General features: G+C 71.9%; 15 protein-coding genes and 1 pseudogene. 4 read left to right on the top strand and 12 right to left on the bottom strand.

Features of this window, described 5'->3' with window-relative positions; translation table 11 throughout:
- Positions 1 to 8: 8 nt before the first annotated feature.
- Together Q2K21_RS15240 and Q2K21_RS15235 are read left to right on the top strand one after the other, a co-directional pair.
- On the top strand, positions 9 to 611 hold the full coding sequence (locus Q2K21_RS15240) for an NADPH-dependent FMN reductase (RefSeq protein WP_310770979.1): 603 nt from the start codon (positions 9 to 11) through the stop codon (positions 609 to 611).
- A gap of 52 nt (positions 612 to 663) precedes the next feature.
- Positions 664 to 1,044: pseudogene (locus tag Q2K21_RS15235) on the top strand (IS630 family transposase); the annotation flags it as partial.
- 117 nt (positions 1,045 to 1,161) lie between these two features.
- On the opposite strand, the gene Q2K21_RS15230 reads toward Q2K21_RS15235, so the two are convergent.
- Both Q2K21_RS15230 and Q2K21_RS15225 read right to left on the bottom strand, forming a co-directional pair.
- Positions 1,162 to 1,533 carry a metal-sulfur cluster assembly factor gene (locus Q2K21_RS15230; RefSeq protein WP_310770977.1) on the bottom strand — a complete coding sequence of 124 codons (372 nt, stop codon included), beginning with the start codon at positions 1,531 to 1,533 and terminating at the stop codon, positions 1,162 to 1,164.
- On the bottom strand, positions 1,530 to 2,639 hold the full coding sequence (locus Q2K21_RS15225; RefSeq protein WP_310770975.1) for an amidohydrolase family protein: 1,110 nt from the start codon (positions 2,637 to 2,639) through the stop codon (positions 1,530 to 1,532). Before Q2K21_RS15225 ends, Q2K21_RS15230 begins: the two co-directional genes overlap by 4 nt.
- 172 nt (positions 2,640 to 2,811) lie before the next feature.
- Here Q2K21_RS15225 and Q2K21_RS15220 point away from each other — a divergent pair, with 172 nt between their 5' ends.
- Positions 2,812 to 5,010 (top strand): MMPL family transporter, encoded by a 2,199-nt coding sequence (locus tag Q2K21_RS15220; RefSeq protein WP_310770973.1) that lies wholly within the window; start codon positions 2,812 to 2,814, stop codon positions 5,008 to 5,010.
- Between the two features lie 150 nt (positions 5,011 to 5,160).
- Here the strand turns inward: Q2K21_RS15220 and Q2K21_RS15215 are convergent, their stop codons facing one another.
- The 3 genes from Q2K21_RS15215 to Q2K21_RS15205 form a co-directional block, all read right to left on the bottom strand.
- Entirely contained in the window at positions 5,161 to 6,732 is a 1,572-nt protein-coding gene (locus Q2K21_RS15215) for a phosphopantetheine-binding protein (RefSeq protein ID WP_310770971.1), read from the bottom strand.
- Positions 6,722 to 8,197 carry a class I adenylate-forming enzyme family protein gene (locus Q2K21_RS15210; protein ID WP_386275999.1) on the bottom strand — a complete coding sequence of 492 codons (1,476 nt, stop codon included), beginning with the start codon at positions 8,195 to 8,197 and terminating at the stop codon, positions 6,722 to 6,724. The genes Q2K21_RS15215 and Q2K21_RS15210 overlap by 11 nt, the downstream gene beginning before the upstream one ends.
- Before the next feature lie 89 nt (positions 8,198 to 8,286).
- A complete protein-coding gene (locus tag Q2K21_RS15205; RefSeq protein ID WP_310770967.1) occupies positions 8,287 to 8,430 on the bottom strand; it encodes a hypothetical protein in 144 nt (47 codons plus the stop codon).
- Between the two features lie 252 nt (positions 8,431 to 8,682).
- On the opposite strand from Q2K21_RS15205, the gene Q2K21_RS15200 reads away from it, so the two are divergent.
- Positions 8,683 to 10,137 carry an MFS transporter gene (locus Q2K21_RS15200; protein WP_310770965.1) on the top strand — a complete coding sequence of 485 codons (1,455 nt, stop codon included), beginning with the start codon at positions 8,683 to 8,685 and terminating at the stop codon, positions 10,135 to 10,137.
- A 74-nt stretch (positions 10,138 to 10,211) separates the two neighbouring features.
- On the opposite strand, the gene Q2K21_RS15195 is transcribed toward Q2K21_RS15200, so the two are convergent.
- From Q2K21_RS15195 to Q2K21_RS15165, 7 genes are all read right to left on the bottom strand, one after another.
- Positions 10,212 to 11,987, bottom strand: a complete 1,776-nt coding sequence (locus Q2K21_RS15195; protein WP_310770963.1) for a fatty acyl-AMP ligase — start codon at positions 11,985 to 11,987, stop codon at positions 10,212 to 10,214.
- Between the two features lie 27 nt (positions 11,988 to 12,014).
- Positions 12,015 to 12,806, bottom strand: a complete 792-nt coding sequence (locus tag Q2K21_RS15190) for a thioesterase II family protein (protein WP_310770961.1) — start codon at positions 12,804 to 12,806, stop codon at positions 12,015 to 12,017.
- 202 nt (positions 12,807 to 13,008) lie between these two features.
- Positions 13,009 to 13,809 (bottom strand): AfsR/SARP family transcriptional regulator, encoded by an 801-nt coding sequence (locus Q2K21_RS15185; RefSeq protein WP_310770959.1) that lies wholly within the window; start codon positions 13,807 to 13,809, stop codon positions 13,009 to 13,011.
- A 430-nt stretch (positions 13,810 to 14,239) separates the two neighbouring features.
- Positions 14,240 to 14,713 (bottom strand): SHOCT domain-containing protein, encoded by a 474-nt coding sequence (locus Q2K21_RS15180; protein WP_310770957.1) that lies wholly within the window; start codon positions 14,711 to 14,713, stop codon positions 14,240 to 14,242.
- 318 nt (positions 14,714 to 15,031) lie between these two features.
- A complete protein-coding gene (locus Q2K21_RS15175; RefSeq protein ID WP_310770955.1) occupies positions 15,032 to 15,229 on the bottom strand; it encodes a hypothetical protein in 198 nt (65 codons plus the stop codon).
- Between the two features lie 127 nt (positions 15,230 to 15,356).
- Positions 15,357 to 15,878, bottom strand: a complete 522-nt coding sequence (locus tag Q2K21_RS15170; RefSeq protein ID WP_310770953.1) for a hypothetical protein — start codon at positions 15,876 to 15,878, stop codon at positions 15,357 to 15,359.
- A 59-nt stretch (positions 15,879 to 15,937) separates the two neighbouring features.
- Entirely contained in the window at positions 15,938 to 18,082 is a 2,145-nt protein-coding gene (locus tag Q2K21_RS15165) for a SpoIIE family protein phosphatase (RefSeq protein WP_310770951.1), read from the bottom strand.
- Positions 18,083 to 18,175 lie beyond the last annotated feature (93 nt).

Genomic DNA, 18,175 nt, shown 5'->3' with positions numbered 1-18,175 from the left:
GAGTTGTCATGCGTCCGATCCGCATCGCCGCACTCGGCGGCTCGCTGCGCTCCGGCTCGGTCTCCACGGCCGCCCTGCGGTACTGCGCGGCCCGCGCCCACCGGGCCGGGGCCGAGGTCACGGCCCTGGTCGGCCCGGAACTGGCGCTGCCGCCGTACGACCCCGAGACACGCACACCCAGCGCCGCGGAACGCCGCCTACTGGCCGCGCTGTCCGCGGCAGACGGCGTCCTGCTCTCCAGCCCGACCTATCACGGCGGCATGTCCGGCCTCCTGAAGAACGCCCTCGACCACACGGAGGGCCTCGCCACCAACGGCTACCTGGACGGCCGCTCGGTCGGCTGCGTCAGCGTGGCCTGGAACGAGGTCGCGGGTGCGTCGGCTCTTACGTCCCTGCGGGCCTCGGCGCAGGCGCTGCGGGGGTGGGCGGTGCCGATGGGGGTGGTGGTCCGGGCAGACACGGAGTTCACACCGGACGACATGTGCACCGACCCCCGTACCGCACGCCGCCTGGACATCGTGACCGACCAGGTCCTGGAGTTCGCCGGGATGCGGAGGGGTGGACGGGACACGGCAGTTGAGGTGGTAACAGCTATAGGGGCAGCCCTGTAGCCAACCTGGTGTCCTGAGTCTTTAATTCGCTGTAGAAGTAGCCTGGTCCGGCGGCCTGAGCCAGTCCACGATCTCGCGGATCTGGCGGACCTTCGGCCTCTAACCGCACCTGGTGGACACCTTCAAGCTGTCCAGGGAGCCGCAGTTCATCGAGAGGGTCCGCGACGTTGTCGGCCTGTACCTGGACCCGCCCGAGCGGGCCATCGTCCTCTGCGTGGACGAGAAGTCGCAGATCCGGGCACTGGACCGGTCGGCGCCGGTGCTGCCGATGATGCCCGGCATGCCCGAGCGCCGCACCCACGACTACCTGCGCGGCGGCGTGACGACCCTGTTCGCCGCCCTGAACGCGGCCACTGGCGAGGTCATCAGCTCGCTCCACCGCCGGCACCGCGCGGTGGAGTTCAAGAGGTTCCTGGCCAAGCTGGACAAGGAGAGCGGCTACCGCCGCGTGGGCGCGACCAGCCACAACGCACCCGCAGCCAAAACGATGACCGGGCACCCCCTCCCCTGGTTCCCTCAGGAGGCGCCCGGTCATCCGGTAGCCGCGGTGCTAAGACACGCCCACCACGGCAAGCGGAAGACTGCGGCGATCACCGGCCCGAGCCGCAGCCAGCTGATCCCGCCCCTTGTCCGTCATCAGCTCGGGACTCCAGATCGTGGCCCCGTCGAGTTCAACCGTGACCCCGCTGACCCCCTCGACCTCCCCCACCTTCGCCTCCACCGACTGCATGATGACCGGCACAGCCATGCAGAACGGCGCGGTGAGACTGATCCGCACAGTGGCCCGCCCGTCATCCGTCACCGAAACGCCCCGCACGAGCCCCAGATCCACCAAGCTCATCGGCCGCTGCCAAGACTGACTGCAGGGGTCGTACACCTCACCAAGCGCCTCGCGCACCCGCTCCGGAAGAACCCCGCTCATGCCGCCGCCCCGGACGCCGCCGCCCACAACTCCGGCTGGGACTCGCGCCAGTACGACCACATCGGCCGATTCCCCCCGTGCTCCGCCCGCACGCGGGCGAACTCGTCGTCCCTGACGGCCTCCGCGGCCGACGGCAGGTCGATCCCGGCGATACGGGCGTAGTTGCCGGCGAGGAAGGCGGCACGCTGCTCGTGGGTGATCTGTTCCAGGCCGTAGCGCTCGAGGATGCGGTCGGAGAAGGTAAGGCGGGCCATCTTCTCCAGCACCGGCTGCGGGTGGAAGTGCAGGGCGCCGGACGCGTAGATGATCTTCTCCGCGCCGCCGAGCGAGATCAGCTGGGCGAGCGCCTCCTCCACGTACCCCATGCCGTGCGCCAGGATGGCGGAGGTGATCTCCAGGTTGGCGTAGACGTTGGGGAGCCGCATCAGCGCCATGGCGACCTCCTCCACGAACGGCGGAAGGCCGGCGTGGACGATCTCGAAGGAGAGGTCGATGTGGCGGATGGCCACCGCTTCGAGGTCGTCGATACCGAAGGGGCCGAGCGGGACAAGACCGTTCGGGACGATCTTGTGCAACGCGATGATCTTGATGCCGAGTTCCTTGGCGAGCTCGAACAGCGGCGTGAACTCGGGGTCGTCGAGCCGCCAACTGAGGTCGGGCGAACCGGCGTTGGGGTACATTTTGATGCCGATCGTGCCCGGCACCCGGGCCACCTGCTCGCGCAGGTCGCGCAGACAGGCCTCGATGCCCTCGGCCGGGTTGATGCCGGCGTAGGGGACGATGCGGTTCGGCCACTTCTCGACGAGCACCTGGTTCTTCTCGCCGTTGCACAGGCCGTCCTCGAACACGGCGTCGATGCGCAGCCGGTGGTTGACGGCCATGTCGACGTCGGACTCGGTGAACAGGGTCCAGGCGAGCAGCTCCGGCGGCCAGTCGGTGCAGAACACCTCGCGCGGGATCTCGGAGCCCTTGACGGCAAAGCGCTCGTGCATGCCCCAGAGCATCTCGCGCAGCGCGAAGGCGTGCAGGTTGGGGAACTCGCCATCCTTGCGCAGATTGGCGTCCGCCACGTTGTACGGGTGCACGGTGGCGTCAATGACGAACATGTTGTCGATCAACTTCGGTCTCCCGTCGCCGCGTTGGCCGACCGGGCGGACCGCCCGGCGCAGTCGTGGCGAGTCTGCGACCACGGCCTTTTGCCGCCCTAAAGCGCCCGGCTTAAGCGGGACTAAAGCGCCCGGCCCGACACTCGCGAGCACCGACGGAAGGTGACGATCCATGTTCTCTGCCCTGGGCGCCGCCCTGCACGCGCGGCGGCGCATCAGCCTGTTACTGGCCGTTCTCGCGGCGGCCCTGGCCGCCGTATTCGGCGGCACTGTCGACAGCAGACTCACCAACGGCCTGTCCGACTACGACGATCCGGGCGGGGCCAATGTGGCGGCCCGCCGGATCATCCAGCAGGCCACCGGCGTCGACGCCCAGCAGGGGTACGCGATCCTAGTCCGCACCGACGCCCCAATCGACCCGAAGGCCGCGCCGCCGGCCCCGGTGGCCGCGGCGGTCGCACTCCTGCGCGGGCGGCCCGAGATCAAGCAGGTCGTGGACTACTCCTCGGCCTCGAACCCGGCGCTGATCTCGAAGGACGCGCACAGCACGATCGTTCTGGGCACGGTCGGCGCCATGAAGGAGAAGGCCACCGTCGACGCGGAGGCGGACCTCCAGAAGGCCATCGCCGGCAACCCCGAGCTGAAGGGCCGTGCCTGGCTCGGCGGTTCGACGCCGGGCCATGTGCAGGTCGCGGAGGTCTCCAACGAGGACCTGGCGAAGGCGGAGAGCCTGGCCCTGCCGTTCATCCTCATCCTGCTCGTCCTGGTGTTCCGGGGCGTGGTGGCGGCGCTGGTGCCGCTGGTCGGCGCGGTGGTCACGCTGCTGCTGACGCTGGCCGGGCTGCGGATCGCCACGGAGTTCATGGACGTCTCCACCGGCGCGCTCAACCTCGCCTTCGCCCTGGGGCTCGGTCTGGCGGTCGACTTCGGACTGCTGATCGTCTCCCGCTACCGCGAGGAGCTGGCCGTCCACGGGCCGGGCGCCGAGGCGGTCCGGCGTACAGTGGCGAGCGCCGGCCGTACGGTGTTCTTCAGCTCGATGACGGTGGCCGCGGCCCTCGCGGCGATCGTCGTCTTCCCGCATCCCTATATCCGGTCCATGGGTCTGGCGGGCGTCATCACCGTCGTCTCAGCGGCCCTGTTCGCGCTCCTCGGGCTGCCCGCGCTGCTCGCCGTCCTGGGTCGCCGGGTCAACTCGCTCGCGCCGCGTCGCTGGCAGCGCAACCGTACGGCGGGCGAGGCGGCGGGCGACCGCTGGCATCGCATCGCGCACGCCGTGATGCGCCGGCCGGCGGTCGTCGCGGTGGCCGCGACCGGGGTGCTGCTGCTCGTCGCCGCGCCTGTCGTCGGCCTGAAGTTCACCGGCGCGGACGCCTCCACGCTGCCGGCGTCGACGAGTGCGGGGAAGGTCTCGCGGGCCCTGGACTCCGACTTCGCGAAGCCGCCCGCCTCCCCCCTCCAGATCGTCCTGGACACGACGAACGGGGATCAACTCACTTCTTACGCACGGCAGATCGGCACCGTACCGGGCGTGGAGTCCGTGGGCACGCCCTTCCGTTTGGACGACCGGCACTGGGAGGTCGACGCGGTGCTCGGCGGGGCACCGCTCGGCACGGTGGCCAAGGACGCGGCGGTGAGGGTGCAGGACGTCAAGGCGCCGGTGCGGGCCCGCTTCACCGGGGTGACGGCTGACTTCCTCGCCCAGAAGTCGAGCATCGGCGCGAAGGTGCCGGCGGCCGCCGCGGTCCTGGCCGTCGTCACCCTGTTGCTGCTGTTCGCCTTCTCCGGCTCGGTGATCCTCCCCTTCAAGGCGCTGGTGATGAACACGCTGTCCACGGGGGCGGCCCTCGGGTTCCTGGTCTGGGTCTTCCAGCACGGCAACCTCGGCTTCACTGCCCAGAACGGCATCGAGGCGACCACGCCGGTGCTGGTATTCGCCCTGGCCTTCGGCCTCTCCACGGACTACAACGTCTTCCTGCTCGGCCGGATCAAGGAGGGCAAGGGCGCGGGTCTGGACGACCGCGAGGCGGTGGCCGAGGGCCTGGCCAGGACCGGCCCCATCGTCACCTCCGCCGCGGCCCTGTTCTGCCTCGCGGTGGGCGCCCTCGCCCTGTCCCGCCTGGTCTTCGTCCAGGAACTCGGCCTCGGCACGGCCTTCGCGGTCCTCATCGACGCAACCCTCGTACGCGCCCTTCTGGTCCCGTCCCTCATGGCCCTCCTCGGCAGCACCAACTGGTGGGCCCCCGGCCCCCTGCGCCGCCTGCACACCGCACTCCGCCTGGACCGAATGGAGCCCCCGGAGCCGAAGACGGAGCCCGCCACCCCGTCGGCCACGGCCCCGCAAGAAAGCACGGCGGTCACCGCACCCTGAGAGCAACCCCCCTTCGCCCTGCCGCCCGCACCGGCCCGGACCCGTCCCCTGGGGTCCGGGCCACTGTGCGTCCACGGCCCACCGACACGCACGCCGAAGGGCGGGGCACCGACGTCGGTACGTCGGTGCCCCGCCCCGTCCGGTCGGCCGTCAGGCTGCCGAACCGCTCCTCTCCCGGGACCGCTGGATGAGGGTCCACAGGGTCGCCGGTGTAGCGAAGACGCCGGGGACCAGGTCCTCGTCGGGGATGTCGAGGGCGTACTCGTGCTCGATGCGAATCAGGACCTCGACCATGGCGAGCGAGTCGAGGCCGACAGACTTGAGGCTGGTGTCGGGCAGGACGGTGTCCTGTTCGGCGAGCCTCGGCAGCACCTCCTTCAGAAGGTTCTCGTACGACGCGTCCCACTGTTCGCTCATGTCGGACTCTCCAGTTCCAGTTCGCTGTTCGGGTTTCGCGGCCGCCGTGATCCGGTGGCGGTGCAGGGCGAGCCGGCTTGCGGAGACGACCTCCGCGCCGTCGATCAGGACCTCGGCCGGGGCCCGGTGCCCGAGGAAGCCGAGGAGGCTGGCCGTGAGGCCGTACGCGCCGACGTTGGGGAAGGCGAGCACGCTGCCCGGCCCCAGCCCGGGAAGCTCGACGGCCCGGCCGAGCAGATCGGCGGGGGTGCAGAGCGGGCCGGCGAGGGTTACGCGCTCGGGCTCGCCGGCAGCGCTTCCGTCGTTCCCACCGTTGTCACCGTTCCCGCCGTCCCCGCCCAGCGGCCTCGCCTTCATCGGCAGCAGACGGCCAAGTCCCGACAGCCCGCCGAGATGGTTGACGCCCGCGTCAAGCACCGCGAACCGCGTGCCCTTGCTGTCCTTCACGTCCGTCACCGTCGTCAGCAGCGTGCCGCAGTCCCCGACGAGGTGGCGTCCGGACTCGAAGGCGATCACCGGTGTGCCGGAACGCCAGCCGGGCAGCGAGGTGTCCAGCGCCTCGGTGACCGCGGCGCGCAGCCCGGGGTAGCGGGGCCGCTCGCCCGGCACCGCGTACGGCGCCGCGAAGCCGCCGCCGAGGTCCACCAGACGCAGGGCCAGGCCCAGCCGGTCGCGGAGTTCTGCCGCCGTACGAATGCTCTGGACGATCTCGGCGACCAGGCCCTCCTCGTCGCGCGCGTTGGTGAGCGGGAAGAAGTGCAGGCCCACCACGCGTGCGCCGGGGACGCGCAGCCGCTCGGGAGCCGCCAGCAGGATCTCCGGGTCGGAGCCGAACTGCGAGGCGCTGCCCGTCATCCTGAGGCCGGCATCGCCGGGGGCACCGGCCGCGTTGACGCGCAGCACGCAGTCGGCGGTCGCACCGTGCGCCACGGCCGCGGCGCCGATCCGCTCCAGGTCGCCGAACGACTCCGCGGAGAAGGCCCGTACACCCCGGGCGACCGCCTCGTCGAGTTCCCCGGCCGTCTTGCCGGGCCCCGAGTACAGCAGCTCGCCCGCCGCACACCCCGCCTCCAGGGCGGAGGCCAGCTCGCCGCGCGAGGTGATCTCGGCGTGGGCGCCCGCCCGAACCAGCTCGGCGACCAGGCCCGGGTGCGGGTTGGCCTTGAGCGAGTAGTAGACGCGGGCGCCCTCGGGGAGGGATCCGGCGAGATCGGCGTACGCCTGCCGGACACGGGCGAGGTCGTAGACGTACAGCGGGCTGCCGTACGCGGCGAGCAGCCCCTCGTAATCCTCGTCAGCCGGCATCTTCGGACTCCTCCAGCATGGCCTTGAGACGCTTGCGGTCGGTCTTGCCGTTGGGGGTGAGCGGGAGGGCCGGCAGGACGTGGCAGACGTCCGGGACCTTGGCCGCCTCCAGGCGCTCGGCCAGCTTCGCCAGCACCTGTTCCGCCGTCGGCTCGCCGACCGTGAACAGCACCATGTCGCGGCCGGCTTCGGGGACGAGCAGCGCCGCCTCCCGGATGCCCTCGACGTCCAGCGCGGCGGCCTCGATCTCGATGGCGCTCATCCGTGTCCCGCGCCGCTTGAACAGGTCGTCGCGACGGCCCTGGAAGTAGAGATGACCGTCCCTGTCGAGCCAGCCGTAGTCGCCGGTGTGCAGGGTGATCCGCCCGTCCGGGCCAGGCCTGAAGCGCAGGGCGGTGGGTTCGGGGGCGCGCCAGTAGCCGGCCATGACGTGCGGGCCGCGGACGGCGATCTCGCCGATCTCGTGGGCAGGCAGCGGCCTGCCGTCGTCGTCCAGGATCAGGATCTCGGTGCCGGGCAGCGCGGGACCGCACGAACCGGGCTTGGCAAGGTCGCCGTCCGGCTCGAGGATCGTCATGCGCTTGCACTCGGTGGTGCCGAACATGGGAGCCACCCGCGCGCCCGGGAACCGGTCCCGGAGCTGGGCGATGAGGGGGGCGTTGAGGGCCGCGCCGGTGTTGGTGAACAGCCGTATCGCCGTGGGGCGTTGGTCGCGGGCGGTGAGCCGGACCAAGAGTTCGCCGAGGGAGGGGACCAGGGGGACGACGGTGGCGCCCCGGTCGCGGGCATAGCCGAGCAGGCGGGCGTGTTCGTCCGCGTCGGAGAGGAGGAGCTCCGCTCCGGTGAGGGCGCACAGCAGGGCCTGATAGAGGCCGTAGTCGAAGGAGAGCGGTACGGCGGTGAGCACGACGTCGTCCTGCCGGTAGCCGAGCCTTGCCTGGATGGCCCGGGCCGCGAAAGCGACCGGGGCGTGCGGGCAGGCAACGGCCTTGGGGGCGGAGGTGCTGCCGGAGGTGTAGATCAGCAGGGCGAGCCGGTCGGCGGGGACGGGACGGGCCGGACCGGCGGAGCTCTCGGCGGGCGTGAAGTCGAAGTCGTCGACGGTGAACACGGTCGCGTCCTGCGGCCACGGGACGCCGTCGGCCGAGGTGGCCTCGGCTCGAGTGGTCACGATCAGCGCGGGCTCGGAGTCGGCCAGCACGGACTTGAGGTGGTAGCCCTTCATGGCGGGGCTGATCGGCACGAACGTGGCGCCGTGCCGCCAGGTGCCGTAGAGCAGCGCGAGGAACTCGCAGACGCTGCCGATGCGGGCGAGGACACGGTCGCCGGGACGGATGCCGAGGGCGTCGAGGCGCTGCTCGACTGCTCGGGACGCGGCGTCCAGGTGACCGTAGCTCCAGGCCTTCTCGCGGTCGCGGACGGCGGATTCGGCGGGCCACAGGGCGGCGGCGCGGCCGAGGAACACGTCGGCCGCGTTCTCGACGGCACTGTCGACGAAAGTCGAGGGGGACGAAGAAGGGGCCACGACGGGGCCGGTCGGGGGGGCGAAAGTGGTCACGACGGTGTCTCCGTGGGTTGGGTGTCTCGGTACGGCTCCTCGGTGATCTCGACGACTGCACAGGTGCGGGTGGACTTCGCGAGCGGGATGCCGAACAGCGTCTCGGCCTGCCGGTCCACGTGTACGCCTTGCCAGCGCATGGATCTCCCCTCGTCGGCTCGTCGATGCCGCCATCCGCCGGTACGGGCTCGCATACGTGACCGCACCCGGGATGCGCCTGTCCCGCATGCTCCGCAGCCGTGCTTTGGCCCGGCTAAATCCCCGCCCCGGCCCGGGATCCGACGTCGGCGTCGGCCGGTTCAGCGAGGCTTCAGCGCCCGGCGCCAGGCTGCTGCCGGCGAGCGGGCGTGCGTCGCCGTGTCGCCCCTCGGGAGCGTGACGGAAGGACGCTGATGCAGCAGACGCGGGAGACGTACGAGAAGAACGCGCCCGGCACGGACCGGGCGGATCCGCGGCGGTGGTGGGTGCTCGCCCTGCTGTCCCTCGCCCTGTTCGTGATCATCCTCAACAACGGACTGCTCAACGTCGCCCTGCCCAGTCTGATGCGGGACCTGGACGCGGGCATCGGCACGACCCAGTGGATCGTCGACGGATACGCGCTCGTCTTCGCCGCCTGTCTGCTCACCGCCGGCACCCTGTCCGACCGCTACGGCCGCAAACGGGCCACACTGCTCGGCATGGCCCTGTTCGGGGCCGGCAGCCTGGTCGCGCTCACCGCACAGGGCGCCGGTCAACTGGTGGCGGCCCGGGCCCTGATGGGGGTGGCGGCCGCGCTGGTCATGCCTGGCACCCTGTCGATCCTGGTGGACGTCTTCCCGGCGCACGAACGGCCCAGGGCGATCGCGGTGTGGGGCAGCACCTCGGCGCTGGGCGTGGCCGCGGGCCCAGTACTCGGCGGGGCTCTCGTAGCCCACTTCTGGTGGGGCTCGGTGTTCTTGGTGAACCTGCTGCCGGTGACCGTGGTCCTGCTCGCCGGCGCCCGTTTACTGCCGGAGTCGGCCGCACCGGTGCCGCGGCCGGCGGACCCGGTGGGCGCGCTGCTGGGCGCGGCCGCCATGGTGGGCTTGGTGTACGGCGCCATCCACGCCTCGGGCGAGGGATGGACGTCGGCGCCGGTGCTGGGCGCGTTCGGCGCGGCGCTGGTCGCGGGGGCAGCGTTCGCCGCGTGGGAGCGGCGGCACGCGACCCCGATGGTGGACTTCGCGCTGCTGCGCCGGCCGGTCTTCCTCGGCGCGAGCGCCGGGAACATGCTGCTGTTCAGTGGCCTTGCGGGCACCTTGTTCGTGCTGACCCAGTACCTCCAGTACGGCCTGGGCTACGGCCCGTTGCGGGCCGGATGCGCCGTCGCCCCGGTCGCCGTCGCGGTCGGGCTCGGCTCCGCAGTCTCGCCGGCGCTGGCCCGGCGTACCGGCCCGCGCGGCGGGGTGACGGCGGGCCTGGCGCTCGGCGCGGCGGGCATCCTCGTGCTCGCCTTGACCCCCGCCTACCCCGGCATACTGGCCGGTCTGTCCCTCATGGGCGTCGGCGTCGGGCTGGCACTCGCCCCGGCCACCGACACGGTGGTGAGCCTCGTACCGCCGGAGCGCTCCGGCAACGCGGCCGCCCTCAACGACACCATGCAGGAGCTGGGCAACGCGGTGGGCGTCGCCGTGGTCGGCACTGTACTCGCCCGCGGATCCGGCGGCCCGACGGGAATCGAGGACGCCGCCCCGAACGGCTTCGTCGCGGCCGCCGTCATCGTCACCGTGGGCGCAATGCTGTCCGGCCTGCTGCTGCCCGGACCTACGCGTCCGGACCACGGGACGACGCCGGTTGCCGACGGCTCCCCGCTGGGCGGGGGCGCCTGAACCCTCGACACCCCAGTCCGTACGACGAAGAGGGCGCCCCGCACAGGCGGGGCGCCCTTGCTCGTGCGCAGGGGTCACACGGTCACCGGCGCGGGGCCGATCAGCTCCCGCACCTCCGGCTCGACGACGGCGTACAGCGTCCGCTCCTCGAACCCTCCCGTCAGGAAAAGCCGCCGCATCAGGGTGCGCTGGATCTTCCCGCTGGTGGTGCGCCGTACGGTGCCGGGGGCGACCAGCAGCACGTTGCCCGCCGGTACCGCAAACTCCGCGGTGACCGCGGCCTGGACGCGCTCGACCAGCTCCGGCGCCCACTCCTGCGCACCGGTCGGACCTCCGCCGAGGCCGGTCGTCTCCAGGACCACCACCAGCCGCTCCCGCCCGCCGCGGGCCGACCGCACGGCGAACGCGGCCCCGGTGCCCAGCGCCCGGTCCGTCGAGCGGGCGGTGGACTCCACGTCGTGCGGATAGATGTTCCGGCCGTTGACGAGGATCATCTCCTTGAGCCGCCCGGTGACATACAGGTGCCCGTCGACGAGCGCGCCCAGGTCACCCGTCCGCAGCCATCCATCGGTCTCCTCCTGGTCGGTCAGTCGGGCCCCGAAGGTCTCGGCCGTGGCGTCCGGGCGGGCCCAGTAGCCCTCGGCCACGCTTGCCCCGCGTACCCAGATCTCCCCGACCCGGCCGGCGGGCACGCCGTGTGCCGTGTCCGGGTCGACGATCCGCACCTCGAAGTCCTCGGCGTGCACGACTCCGCTGCTCACCAGGGTCCGTCCCGGCCGCTGCGGGTCCGGCTCGGCGAGCACGCCGGTCTCCAGGGCAGCCGGGTCGACGCTGCGGGTGGCGGGCCGGGTGCCGCGGGGGGTGCCGGACACCAGCAGCGTGGTCTCCGCCATGCCGTAGCAGGGGAAGAAGGCCTCCGGCCGGAAGCCCGCGGTGGCGAAGCGCCGGGTGAACGCCTCGATGGTGTCGGCCCGCACGGGCTCCGCCCCGTTGCAGGCGCTCTCCCAGCTCGAGAGGTCCAGCCGGTCGAGCTCGGCGTCCTTCACCCGCCGTACGCACATGTCGTACGCGAAGTTCGGCGCGGCGCCGATCGTCACCCCGTGGTCGCCGATCATCTCCAGCCAGACGGCCGGCCGGCGCATGAAGTCGGCGGGGTCCATCAGCGCGGCCCGGGCGCCCAGCCACAGCGGTTGCAGGACGTGCCCGATGAGACCCATGTCGTGGTAGAGGGGCAGCCAACTGCCGAAGCAGGAGCGGCTGCCCGAGCCGAGGGCGCGCTGGATGGCCGCCTCGTTGGCCATCAGGTTGCGGTGGGAGACCATGACGCCCTTGGGGGCGCTGGTCGAGCCCGAGGTGTACTGCAGGAAGGCCAGGTCGTCGGGGCGCAGTGCGGGGGCGCGCCACCGGGCCGGGTCGCCGACCTGGCCGGCGTCGGTGGCCAGGCAGGGGACGGGGTCCTGGGTGTGCAGCCGGTCGCGCAGGGCGTCGACGTGGTCGGCGGTGGTCAGAACCGCGCCGACGCGGGCGTCGGCGGCGATGCGGGAAAGCCGCTCGAAGTGGCGTTCGCGGTCGGTCGGGAGGGGTGCGGGCACGGCGACGGCGCCGGCGTACAGACAGCCGACGAACGCGGTCACGAAGGTCAGGTCCGAGGGGTGCAGCAGCAGGACCTGCCGGCCGGCCAGGCCACGGTCCTGCAGCCACGAGGCGATGCCCATGGCCCGCCGGTCGAGTTCGGCGTACGTCAGCCGGTCGGTGCCGTGCGGACGCACGAAGGCGAAAGCCTCCGCGTCGCCGCGGTCCCCGGCCCGGGTCAACACGCGCTCGGTGAAGGTTTCCTGATGGATTTTCATCAATTCGTCTCTCCTGCTCCGGGCCGGTCAGGCGGACAGCGCGTCGGCGAGGACGGGCGCGTGGGCGTACCGGCGGAGCAGGGCGGCGAGTTCGTGCAGGAACGCGTCCTCGTGGGCCCGTATGAAGAAGTGCCCACCGGGCAGCACCCGCATCTCGCAGCCGCGTCCGGCGTGCCGCCGCCAGGCCACCACCTCCGGCACCGACACCAGCCGGTCCCGGGCGCCGACGAACAGGTGCAGCGGCACCCTTACGGGCTCGGACTCCGGACCGAAGCCGGCGGTGCACAGCAGCAGGTCGTCACGAGCGATGGGCAGCAGCGCCGCCAGGAAGTCGGGGTGCTCCATGATCACCCGCGGGATACCACCCAACTCGGCGAGTCCCGCGACCAGTTCCTCGTCGCTGGCGCCCGGGTCGGCGATGTTCGGGGCGGGCAGATGAGGGGCGCGGTAGGAGCTCAGCGCCACGGCGAGCGGGAGGGGGGCGCCGCGCAGCTGGCGGCGGCGGGTGAGGGCGTAGGCGATCAGGGCACCCATGCTGTGCCCGTAGAACACGTGCGGATGCTCGAGTTCGTCGTCGAGCTGCTCGTCCAGGTCGGCGACGAGCGCGTGCAGGTCGGTGAACCTGGGCTCGGTCATCCGGCCCTCGCGGCCGGGCAGTTGGACCGGCAACACACGGGCGCCGGCGCCGTGCGCGTCGAGGCCTCGCTGCCAGCGCCGGTACGCGGAGGCGCCGCCGCCCGCGTACGGGAAGCAGAACAGCCGCAGTCCGGCGTCGTCGTCCATGCCGGACGGTGCAGTCTGGGACAGGTAACGCGTCATTCCGTTCCGCCTCGGGCTCGTCCGATGTGAGGACGCCTGCCGAGGCCGGCTCGCACCGCGGCCGCGGGCGGGCGGCCGGAGGGGCAGCGGTCGTCCGGCCCCGGAGTGCGGGCGCGGGCGGATCGGCTGCCCGACCGGCCGGACACCACGGCACATGGTGGAGCGGGCCCCGGCAGGCACGCCTCAAGGGTGGGGCCGACCGCTAAAAAACAGCCAAACCGGAGGCGGGCGATGCGAGTTCGGGGTCGTCGCGAAGGATTGCGTGGTGCAGCCGCTGGAGCCGGTGCGAGGGCTCGATGCCGAGCTCGTTCACCAGCGCGGCGCGTAGCCGCCGGAAGGCCTCCAGGGCCTCGCCGGAGCGGCCGGAACGGTGCAGGGAAACGATCAGCAGAGCATGCAGACTCTCCTGGAGCGGATAATGCGCCGTCATGGCACCCAGCTCCCCGAGGAGTTCGGTATGCCGCCCGAGCAACAGATAGGCACCTGCCCGGTGTTCGAGGGCGGTGCGGCGCATCTCGTCCAGCCGTCGTGTCTCGGTGCGCAGCACCGGCCCGGTCCGTACGTCCACGAGGGCGGGGCCCCGCCACAGGTCCAGCGCGCGGTCCAGCAGCACCGCGGCCTCGGCGGCCTCCTGCCGGGCCAGGGCCCGCTGACCGTCCACCGCCAGCCGTTCGAAGGCGCGCCCGTCGGTCTCGGCGGCCGGCACGTCCAGGACGTATCCGGTGTGCGTACGGCTCAGCAGCTCCTTGGGGTCGGGCCCGCCGAGCGGGTCGAGCGCCAGGGCGAGGCCACGCCGCAACTGCTTCACATACGTCTGTACGACCCCCGTAGGGCGTCCGGGAGGCATGTCGTCCCACAGTTCCCGGACGATGGCGTCCAGGGAGACATGCCGCCCGAGGTTGGCCGCCAGCAGCGCGAGCACCTGCCGCGGCTTGGCCGCACTCGGCACGAGGGACCTGCCGTTCACCGCCACCACGAGCGGCCCGAGGACGCCTACCTCCATCTCCGTTGCTCCCTCCTTGCCCCGCACGCCTTCTCCGGTCTGATGACGAAGGTCGCATACACGCCATCCCGCCGACAGGGACAGGCACATGGCACAGGCATGAATCCAGGCGTGCCCGACATGTGAGATCTTCATGCCGACCAGGTGAGCGTGGCCGCACAAGAGCCTGCGGGGCGGGGGCGACAGGGGTGCGGGGGTCGTGGCGGGCGTAGGCATTCGGCCCCGGTGGCAGGGAATCACCGCCCTGGTCGGGTGACCAGGGTGACCGGCGTCAGTCCGTCTGCGTCGCTGAGATCAGTGGGAAGCCGCTCAGGATCTGCTGAAGGTGCATCACCTGCCTCGGAACGAACTCCGCGATCGTCGGACGCGGTGGCGCTCTGGCTCATCGGGCGTACTTCTCCCGTCTCCCCTTCGGTCTCCTCGCGCGCACTCAGGGACCGGAGGTGGAGGTGGAGCCGGCGGAGGTCGAACGGTCCGATGGCCCGTGCCCCGTCAGGACCAACTCCTTCGCCCTGCGGAACTCCTCGTCCGTGATGTCGCCGCGGGAGCGGATCTCGGACAGCTTGGCGAGCGCGTCGACGGTGCCGGGACGACCCTCGGCGCCCGCCGCCTCACGGATGTAGGCGTCGAAGGCCTCCTGCTGCGCGCGTGCCTGTGCCGCCTCGCGACGCCCCATGTCCTTGCCCCGCGCGACGACGTAGGCGAAGACGCCGATGAACGGCAGCACGATGGCGAACACCAGCCAGCCCGCCTTGGCCCAGCCACTCATGGAGTCGTCGCGGAAGATGTCGACGACGACCCGGAAGAGCAGGACGAACCACATGACCCACAGGAAGAACCACAGCATCGTCCAGAAGGCGCTCATCAGTGGGTAGTCGTACGCGAGGTACATCTGCGTGACCATTTCTGTCTCCGTCCCGGGCGTTCGCCCTGCTGCGGCCGTGCCGTCCTCAGGGTGCGCATGGGGAGGACCGGGCAGCCTCACCCGAGTCGGGTGAGCGGGTGTACTGGGGAGCAGAACGCGATGCGTTTCACCGGCGGCAGAATCCGCGGCGTGCGGGGGCGGCGAGCGGGGCCGTTGTGCGGGCCGTCGTGCGCGGCCTCTTGCGGCCGGATTTCCGGGCGCCGGCGGATGCCGGGTCACCCATGACGGGTGAGGGAGTGGGCCACGGGGCGGCCACCGGTGTCCGCGCGGCGTCCGCGCCGCCGTCCCACCGTCCGGTCACTCCGGCAGTCGACGCATCTCCACGACGCACAGCCCCAACGACTGCAGGCGGGTCAACAGTCCGTAGAGGTGCGTCTCATCGAGGACAGGGCCGAACAGAACGGTCTGACCGGACATCAGTACGTGCTCCAGCTCCGGAAAGGCCTTGGTCAGCGTGTCCGACATGTGCCCGTCGACGCGAATCTCGTAGCGCATGAGCTGCTCTTCCGCGGGTGGCTTGGGGCAGATGAACTGCGCCTTTCCCTGCCATCGTCCGCCTTGGCCCATCGCCCGGCCTCACCTGGCGGAGGTGATCCCGTGGCACGGCGCGGGACCGCCGGCGTCAGTCCTTCACGACGACTTTCAACATGATGACCAGCAGCCCGATCAGGAGGTTGACCGCGGCGGTGGCGGCCACGAGGCGCCAGGAGGCACCGGCATGGCGGGCCGCCGCCGCCGACCAGCCCATCTGCCCGGCCACGGCCACGGAGAGCGCCAGCCAGGCCGTACCTTGCAGGTCCAGGCCCAGCAGCGGGCTGACCGCCACGGCGGCGGCCGGCGGTACGGCGGCCTTGACGATCGGCCATTCCTCACGGCACACGTGAAGGACGGTCCGGCGGTCCAGCCCTTGCTGCGCCAGGCGCGCGCCGAACAGCTGGGCGTGTACATGCGCGATCCAGAACACGACTCCGGTGATCAACAGCAGCAGCACCAGTTCCCCACGCTGGAACGGGCCCACCGAGCCGACGCCCACCACCACGGAGGCGGCGAGCATCGATCCGTAGACACCGCCGGTGTAGTCGGCGTGGGCCCGGCGCCCGTCGGTGCGCGCCGGGGCTTCGCCCTTGCCGGCCTTGGGCCTCACGGCCTTCCCTCTGATCGGCTCGTTTCCTCCGGTCGACTCGTTTCCTCCGGTCGGCCCGTTCACGCTGATCGGCTCGTTCCCGACTGGGTGCCCTTGGCGCGCAGGAGGAGCACAGCGATGTCGTCGGTGTGTCGGCCGGTGGGCCAGGCGCGGTGGACAAGGCGGTCGATCAGGTCTTCCAGGTCCTGGTCGTCGGCATCGGCCAGGTGCTGGACGAGGTCGGCGGTGATCTGTGTGGAATCGCCGCCGGCGACCTCCACGAGGCCGTCGGTGTAGAGGGCCAGGGTCGCGTCCGCGGGCATGGGAACGGCGGTGACCGGGTACCGGGCGTTGGTGTCGATGCCCAGCAGCGGCCCGGGCTCGATGTCGAGGACGCGGGCGTGATGGGGGGCGAGGCGGAGCAGCGGCGGGACATGGCCGGCGGTGGCGAGGGTGACCTCGTGGCGGGCCAGGTCCAGGTGGGCGTAGAGGCAGGAGACGAGCAGGTCGGACTCCAGGTCGGTCAGGAGCCGGTTGGTGCGGGCCAGGACCTCGTCCGGCGGTGCGCCGGCGGCCGCGTGGGCGTGGATGGCGGTGCGTACCTGACCCATGAGGGCGGCCGCGGCGATGTTGTGGCCCTCGACGTCGCCGATGACCGCGCCGGCGGCGGTGTCGTCCAGACGCAGCAGGTCGTAGAAGTCGCCGCCGACATCGAACCCGTGGCTGGCGGGCAGGTAGCGGGCGGCCACGTCGAGGCCCGCCACGGTGGGCAGGGCGCGCGGCAGGAGCGCCTGCTGGAGGCCGTGCACGAGGTGGTGTTGGGCGTCGTAGAGCCGGGCGCGGTCCAGGGCCTGGGCGATGAGACCGGCCAGTGAGGTGAGGACGGCCCGCTCGTCGGCGGTGAAGGTGTGGGGCTGGTCGTAGGACAGGACGCAGCAGCCCACGGGCCGTCCGGTGATGATCAGCGGGAGGAAGGCCCAGGCCTGCTTGTCGGTGATCCGGGTAGCCCCGGGATGGCTGACGGCCAGCTCGGCCGGGCTGGAGAAAAAGGCCGGGGTGCCGCTGTCGAGGACCTGGCCGGCCGGAGTGAGGTCGGTGTCCAGCGACAGCCCGTCGACGCGTTCTACGACCTCGGGCGGATAACCGTGATGACCGGTGATGGTCAGGCGTCCGGCGTCGGCCACCGACAGCATCAGGCCCTGGGCGCTGAACGCGGGCAGGATCTGCTCGGCGACCAAGTCGACGACGTCGCGCACGGTGACCGTCTCGGCGAGCGCGGCGGCCAGGTGGACCAGCTGATACAGGCGGCCGGTCGGCGCCACCTCGGTGTGCTGCGCGCCCGCTGACGGCAGGCTGGGCACGGTCTGTTCTCCGTACGAGGTGATGCGGACGCTGATGCCGCTGGCGTCCGGGTGGAGCTGGAAGGTGAGCCGGTGATCGGGTGGGCGCAGGGCGGTGAAGGACTGCGGGGCGCGGCTGACGACCGCGGTGCGGTACCGGTCCTCGTACACGGGGTCGTCGAGCCAGGGCAGCGACTGCCAGGGCCGGGTGCCCAGCAACCGGTCCGCGCTGCTGCCGAGCAGGTGGGCGGCTGTGGTGGTGAGGAAGGTGATCCGGCCCTCCAGGTCGAGGGCCAGGGCGCCCTCCGGGAGCCGTTCGAGGTAGTCGGCGGCGGCCAGTCCGGTCTGGACGGGGTGACGGGGGGTGTCGAGGGAAACGAGGCGCGGCTGGTCGGGCAGGGCGGGCGGCCGGGGGGCGTCGTCGAGGAGGCGGGTCAGCCGGCGGGCACTGGAGGTGATGCGGTCGCGTTCGCGGGACGTGGCCTCACGTGGGTGGTCGGCGGGCCACATCAGGACGATTCCGCCCCAGCAGCGGCGCACCCCGGACAGCGCGATCGCGGCGAGAGCGAACCGGTAGGGCAGGACGGCGGCGGCGCGCGGGTAGCGGAGGGCCATGTCGGCCTGGCTGCCGACCCAGACGAGCCGGTCCTCGCGGATGGCGTCGGCGACCGGCACGGGAGCGGTGAGCGGCAGACGTTGCCACGGGGCGGAGAATTCGACGGGCAGGCCGCACAGCGCTACCAGTCGCAGCGCCGCCCGCCGCTCGTCGATCAGGTAGAGGCCGCCGATGGAGGCACCGGTGCGACGCACGGTGTCGGCCAGTCCCGCCCCGAGCGCGTCGTCCAGTGACCCGGCGCCACCCGGTGGCTCGTCGATCCCGGACATGGCGTCCTCCGGTCCGGTGTCGTGGCGGGCGGCGGCCCGCCGGACGGGGCACGTGCGCCCGTGTCGCGCTGCAGGGTGCATACATCACCCAAT

Origin of the sequence: Streptomyces sp. CGMCC 4.7035 (assembly GCF_031583065.1) — a bacterium.
In the GTDB taxonomy this organism is placed as follows: Bacteria; Actinomycetota; Actinomycetes; order Streptomycetales; family Streptomycetaceae; genus Streptomyces; species Streptomyces yaanensis.
Note: the sequence above shows the minus strand (reverse complement) of the source record. Positions and strands in the feature narration are given on the sequence as shown.

Coding starts and splice junctions, on each gene's coding strand:
- Q2K21_RS15185 (WP_310770959.1), bottom strand. CDS start 13,809: ATGGAGGTAGGCGTCCTCGGGCCGCTCGTGGTGGCGGTGAACGGCAGG.
- Q2K21_RS15205 (WP_310770967.1), bottom strand. CDS start 8,430: ATGCGCTGGCAAGGCGTACACGTGGACCGGCAGGCCGAGACGCTGTTC.
- Q2K21_RS15240 (WP_310770979.1), top strand. CDS start 9: ATGCGTCCGATCCGCATCGCCGCACTCGGCGGCTCGCTGCGCTCCGGC.
- Q2K21_RS15190 (WP_310770961.1), bottom strand. CDS start 12,806: ATGACGCGTTACCTGTCCCAGACTGCACCGTCCGGCATGGACGACGAC.
- Q2K21_RS15175 (WP_310770955.1), bottom strand. CDS start 15,229: ATGCGCTACGAGATTCGCGTCGACGGGCACATGTCGGACACGCTGACC.
- Q2K21_RS15200 (WP_310770965.1), top strand. CDS start 8,683: ATGCAGCAGACGCGGGAGACGTACGAGAAGAACGCGCCCGGCACGGAC.
- Q2K21_RS15195 (WP_310770963.1), bottom strand. CDS start 11,987: ATGAAAATCCATCAGGAAACCTTCACCGAGCGCGTGTTGACCCGGGCC.
- Q2K21_RS15215 (WP_310770971.1), bottom strand. CDS start 6,732: ATGCCGGCTGACGAGGATTACGAGGGGCTGCTCGCCGCGTACGGCAGC.
- Q2K21_RS15225 (WP_310770975.1), bottom strand. CDS start 2,639: ATGTTCGTCATTGACGCCACCGTGCACCCGTACAACGTGGCGGACGCC.
- Q2K21_RS15220 (WP_310770973.1), top strand. CDS start 2,812: ATGTTCTCTGCCCTGGGCGCCGCCCTGCACGCGCGGCGGCGCATCAGC.
- Q2K21_RS15165 (WP_310770951.1), bottom strand. CDS start 18,082: ATGTCCGGGATCGACGAGCCACCGGGTGGCGCCGGGTCACTGGACGAC.
- Q2K21_RS15180 (WP_310770957.1), bottom strand. CDS start 14,713: ATGGTCACGCAGATGTACCTCGCGTACGACTACCCACTGATGAGCGCC.
- Q2K21_RS15230 (WP_310770977.1), bottom strand. CDS start 1,533: ATGAGCGGGGTTCTTCCGGAGCGGGTGCGCGAGGCGCTTGGTGAGGTG.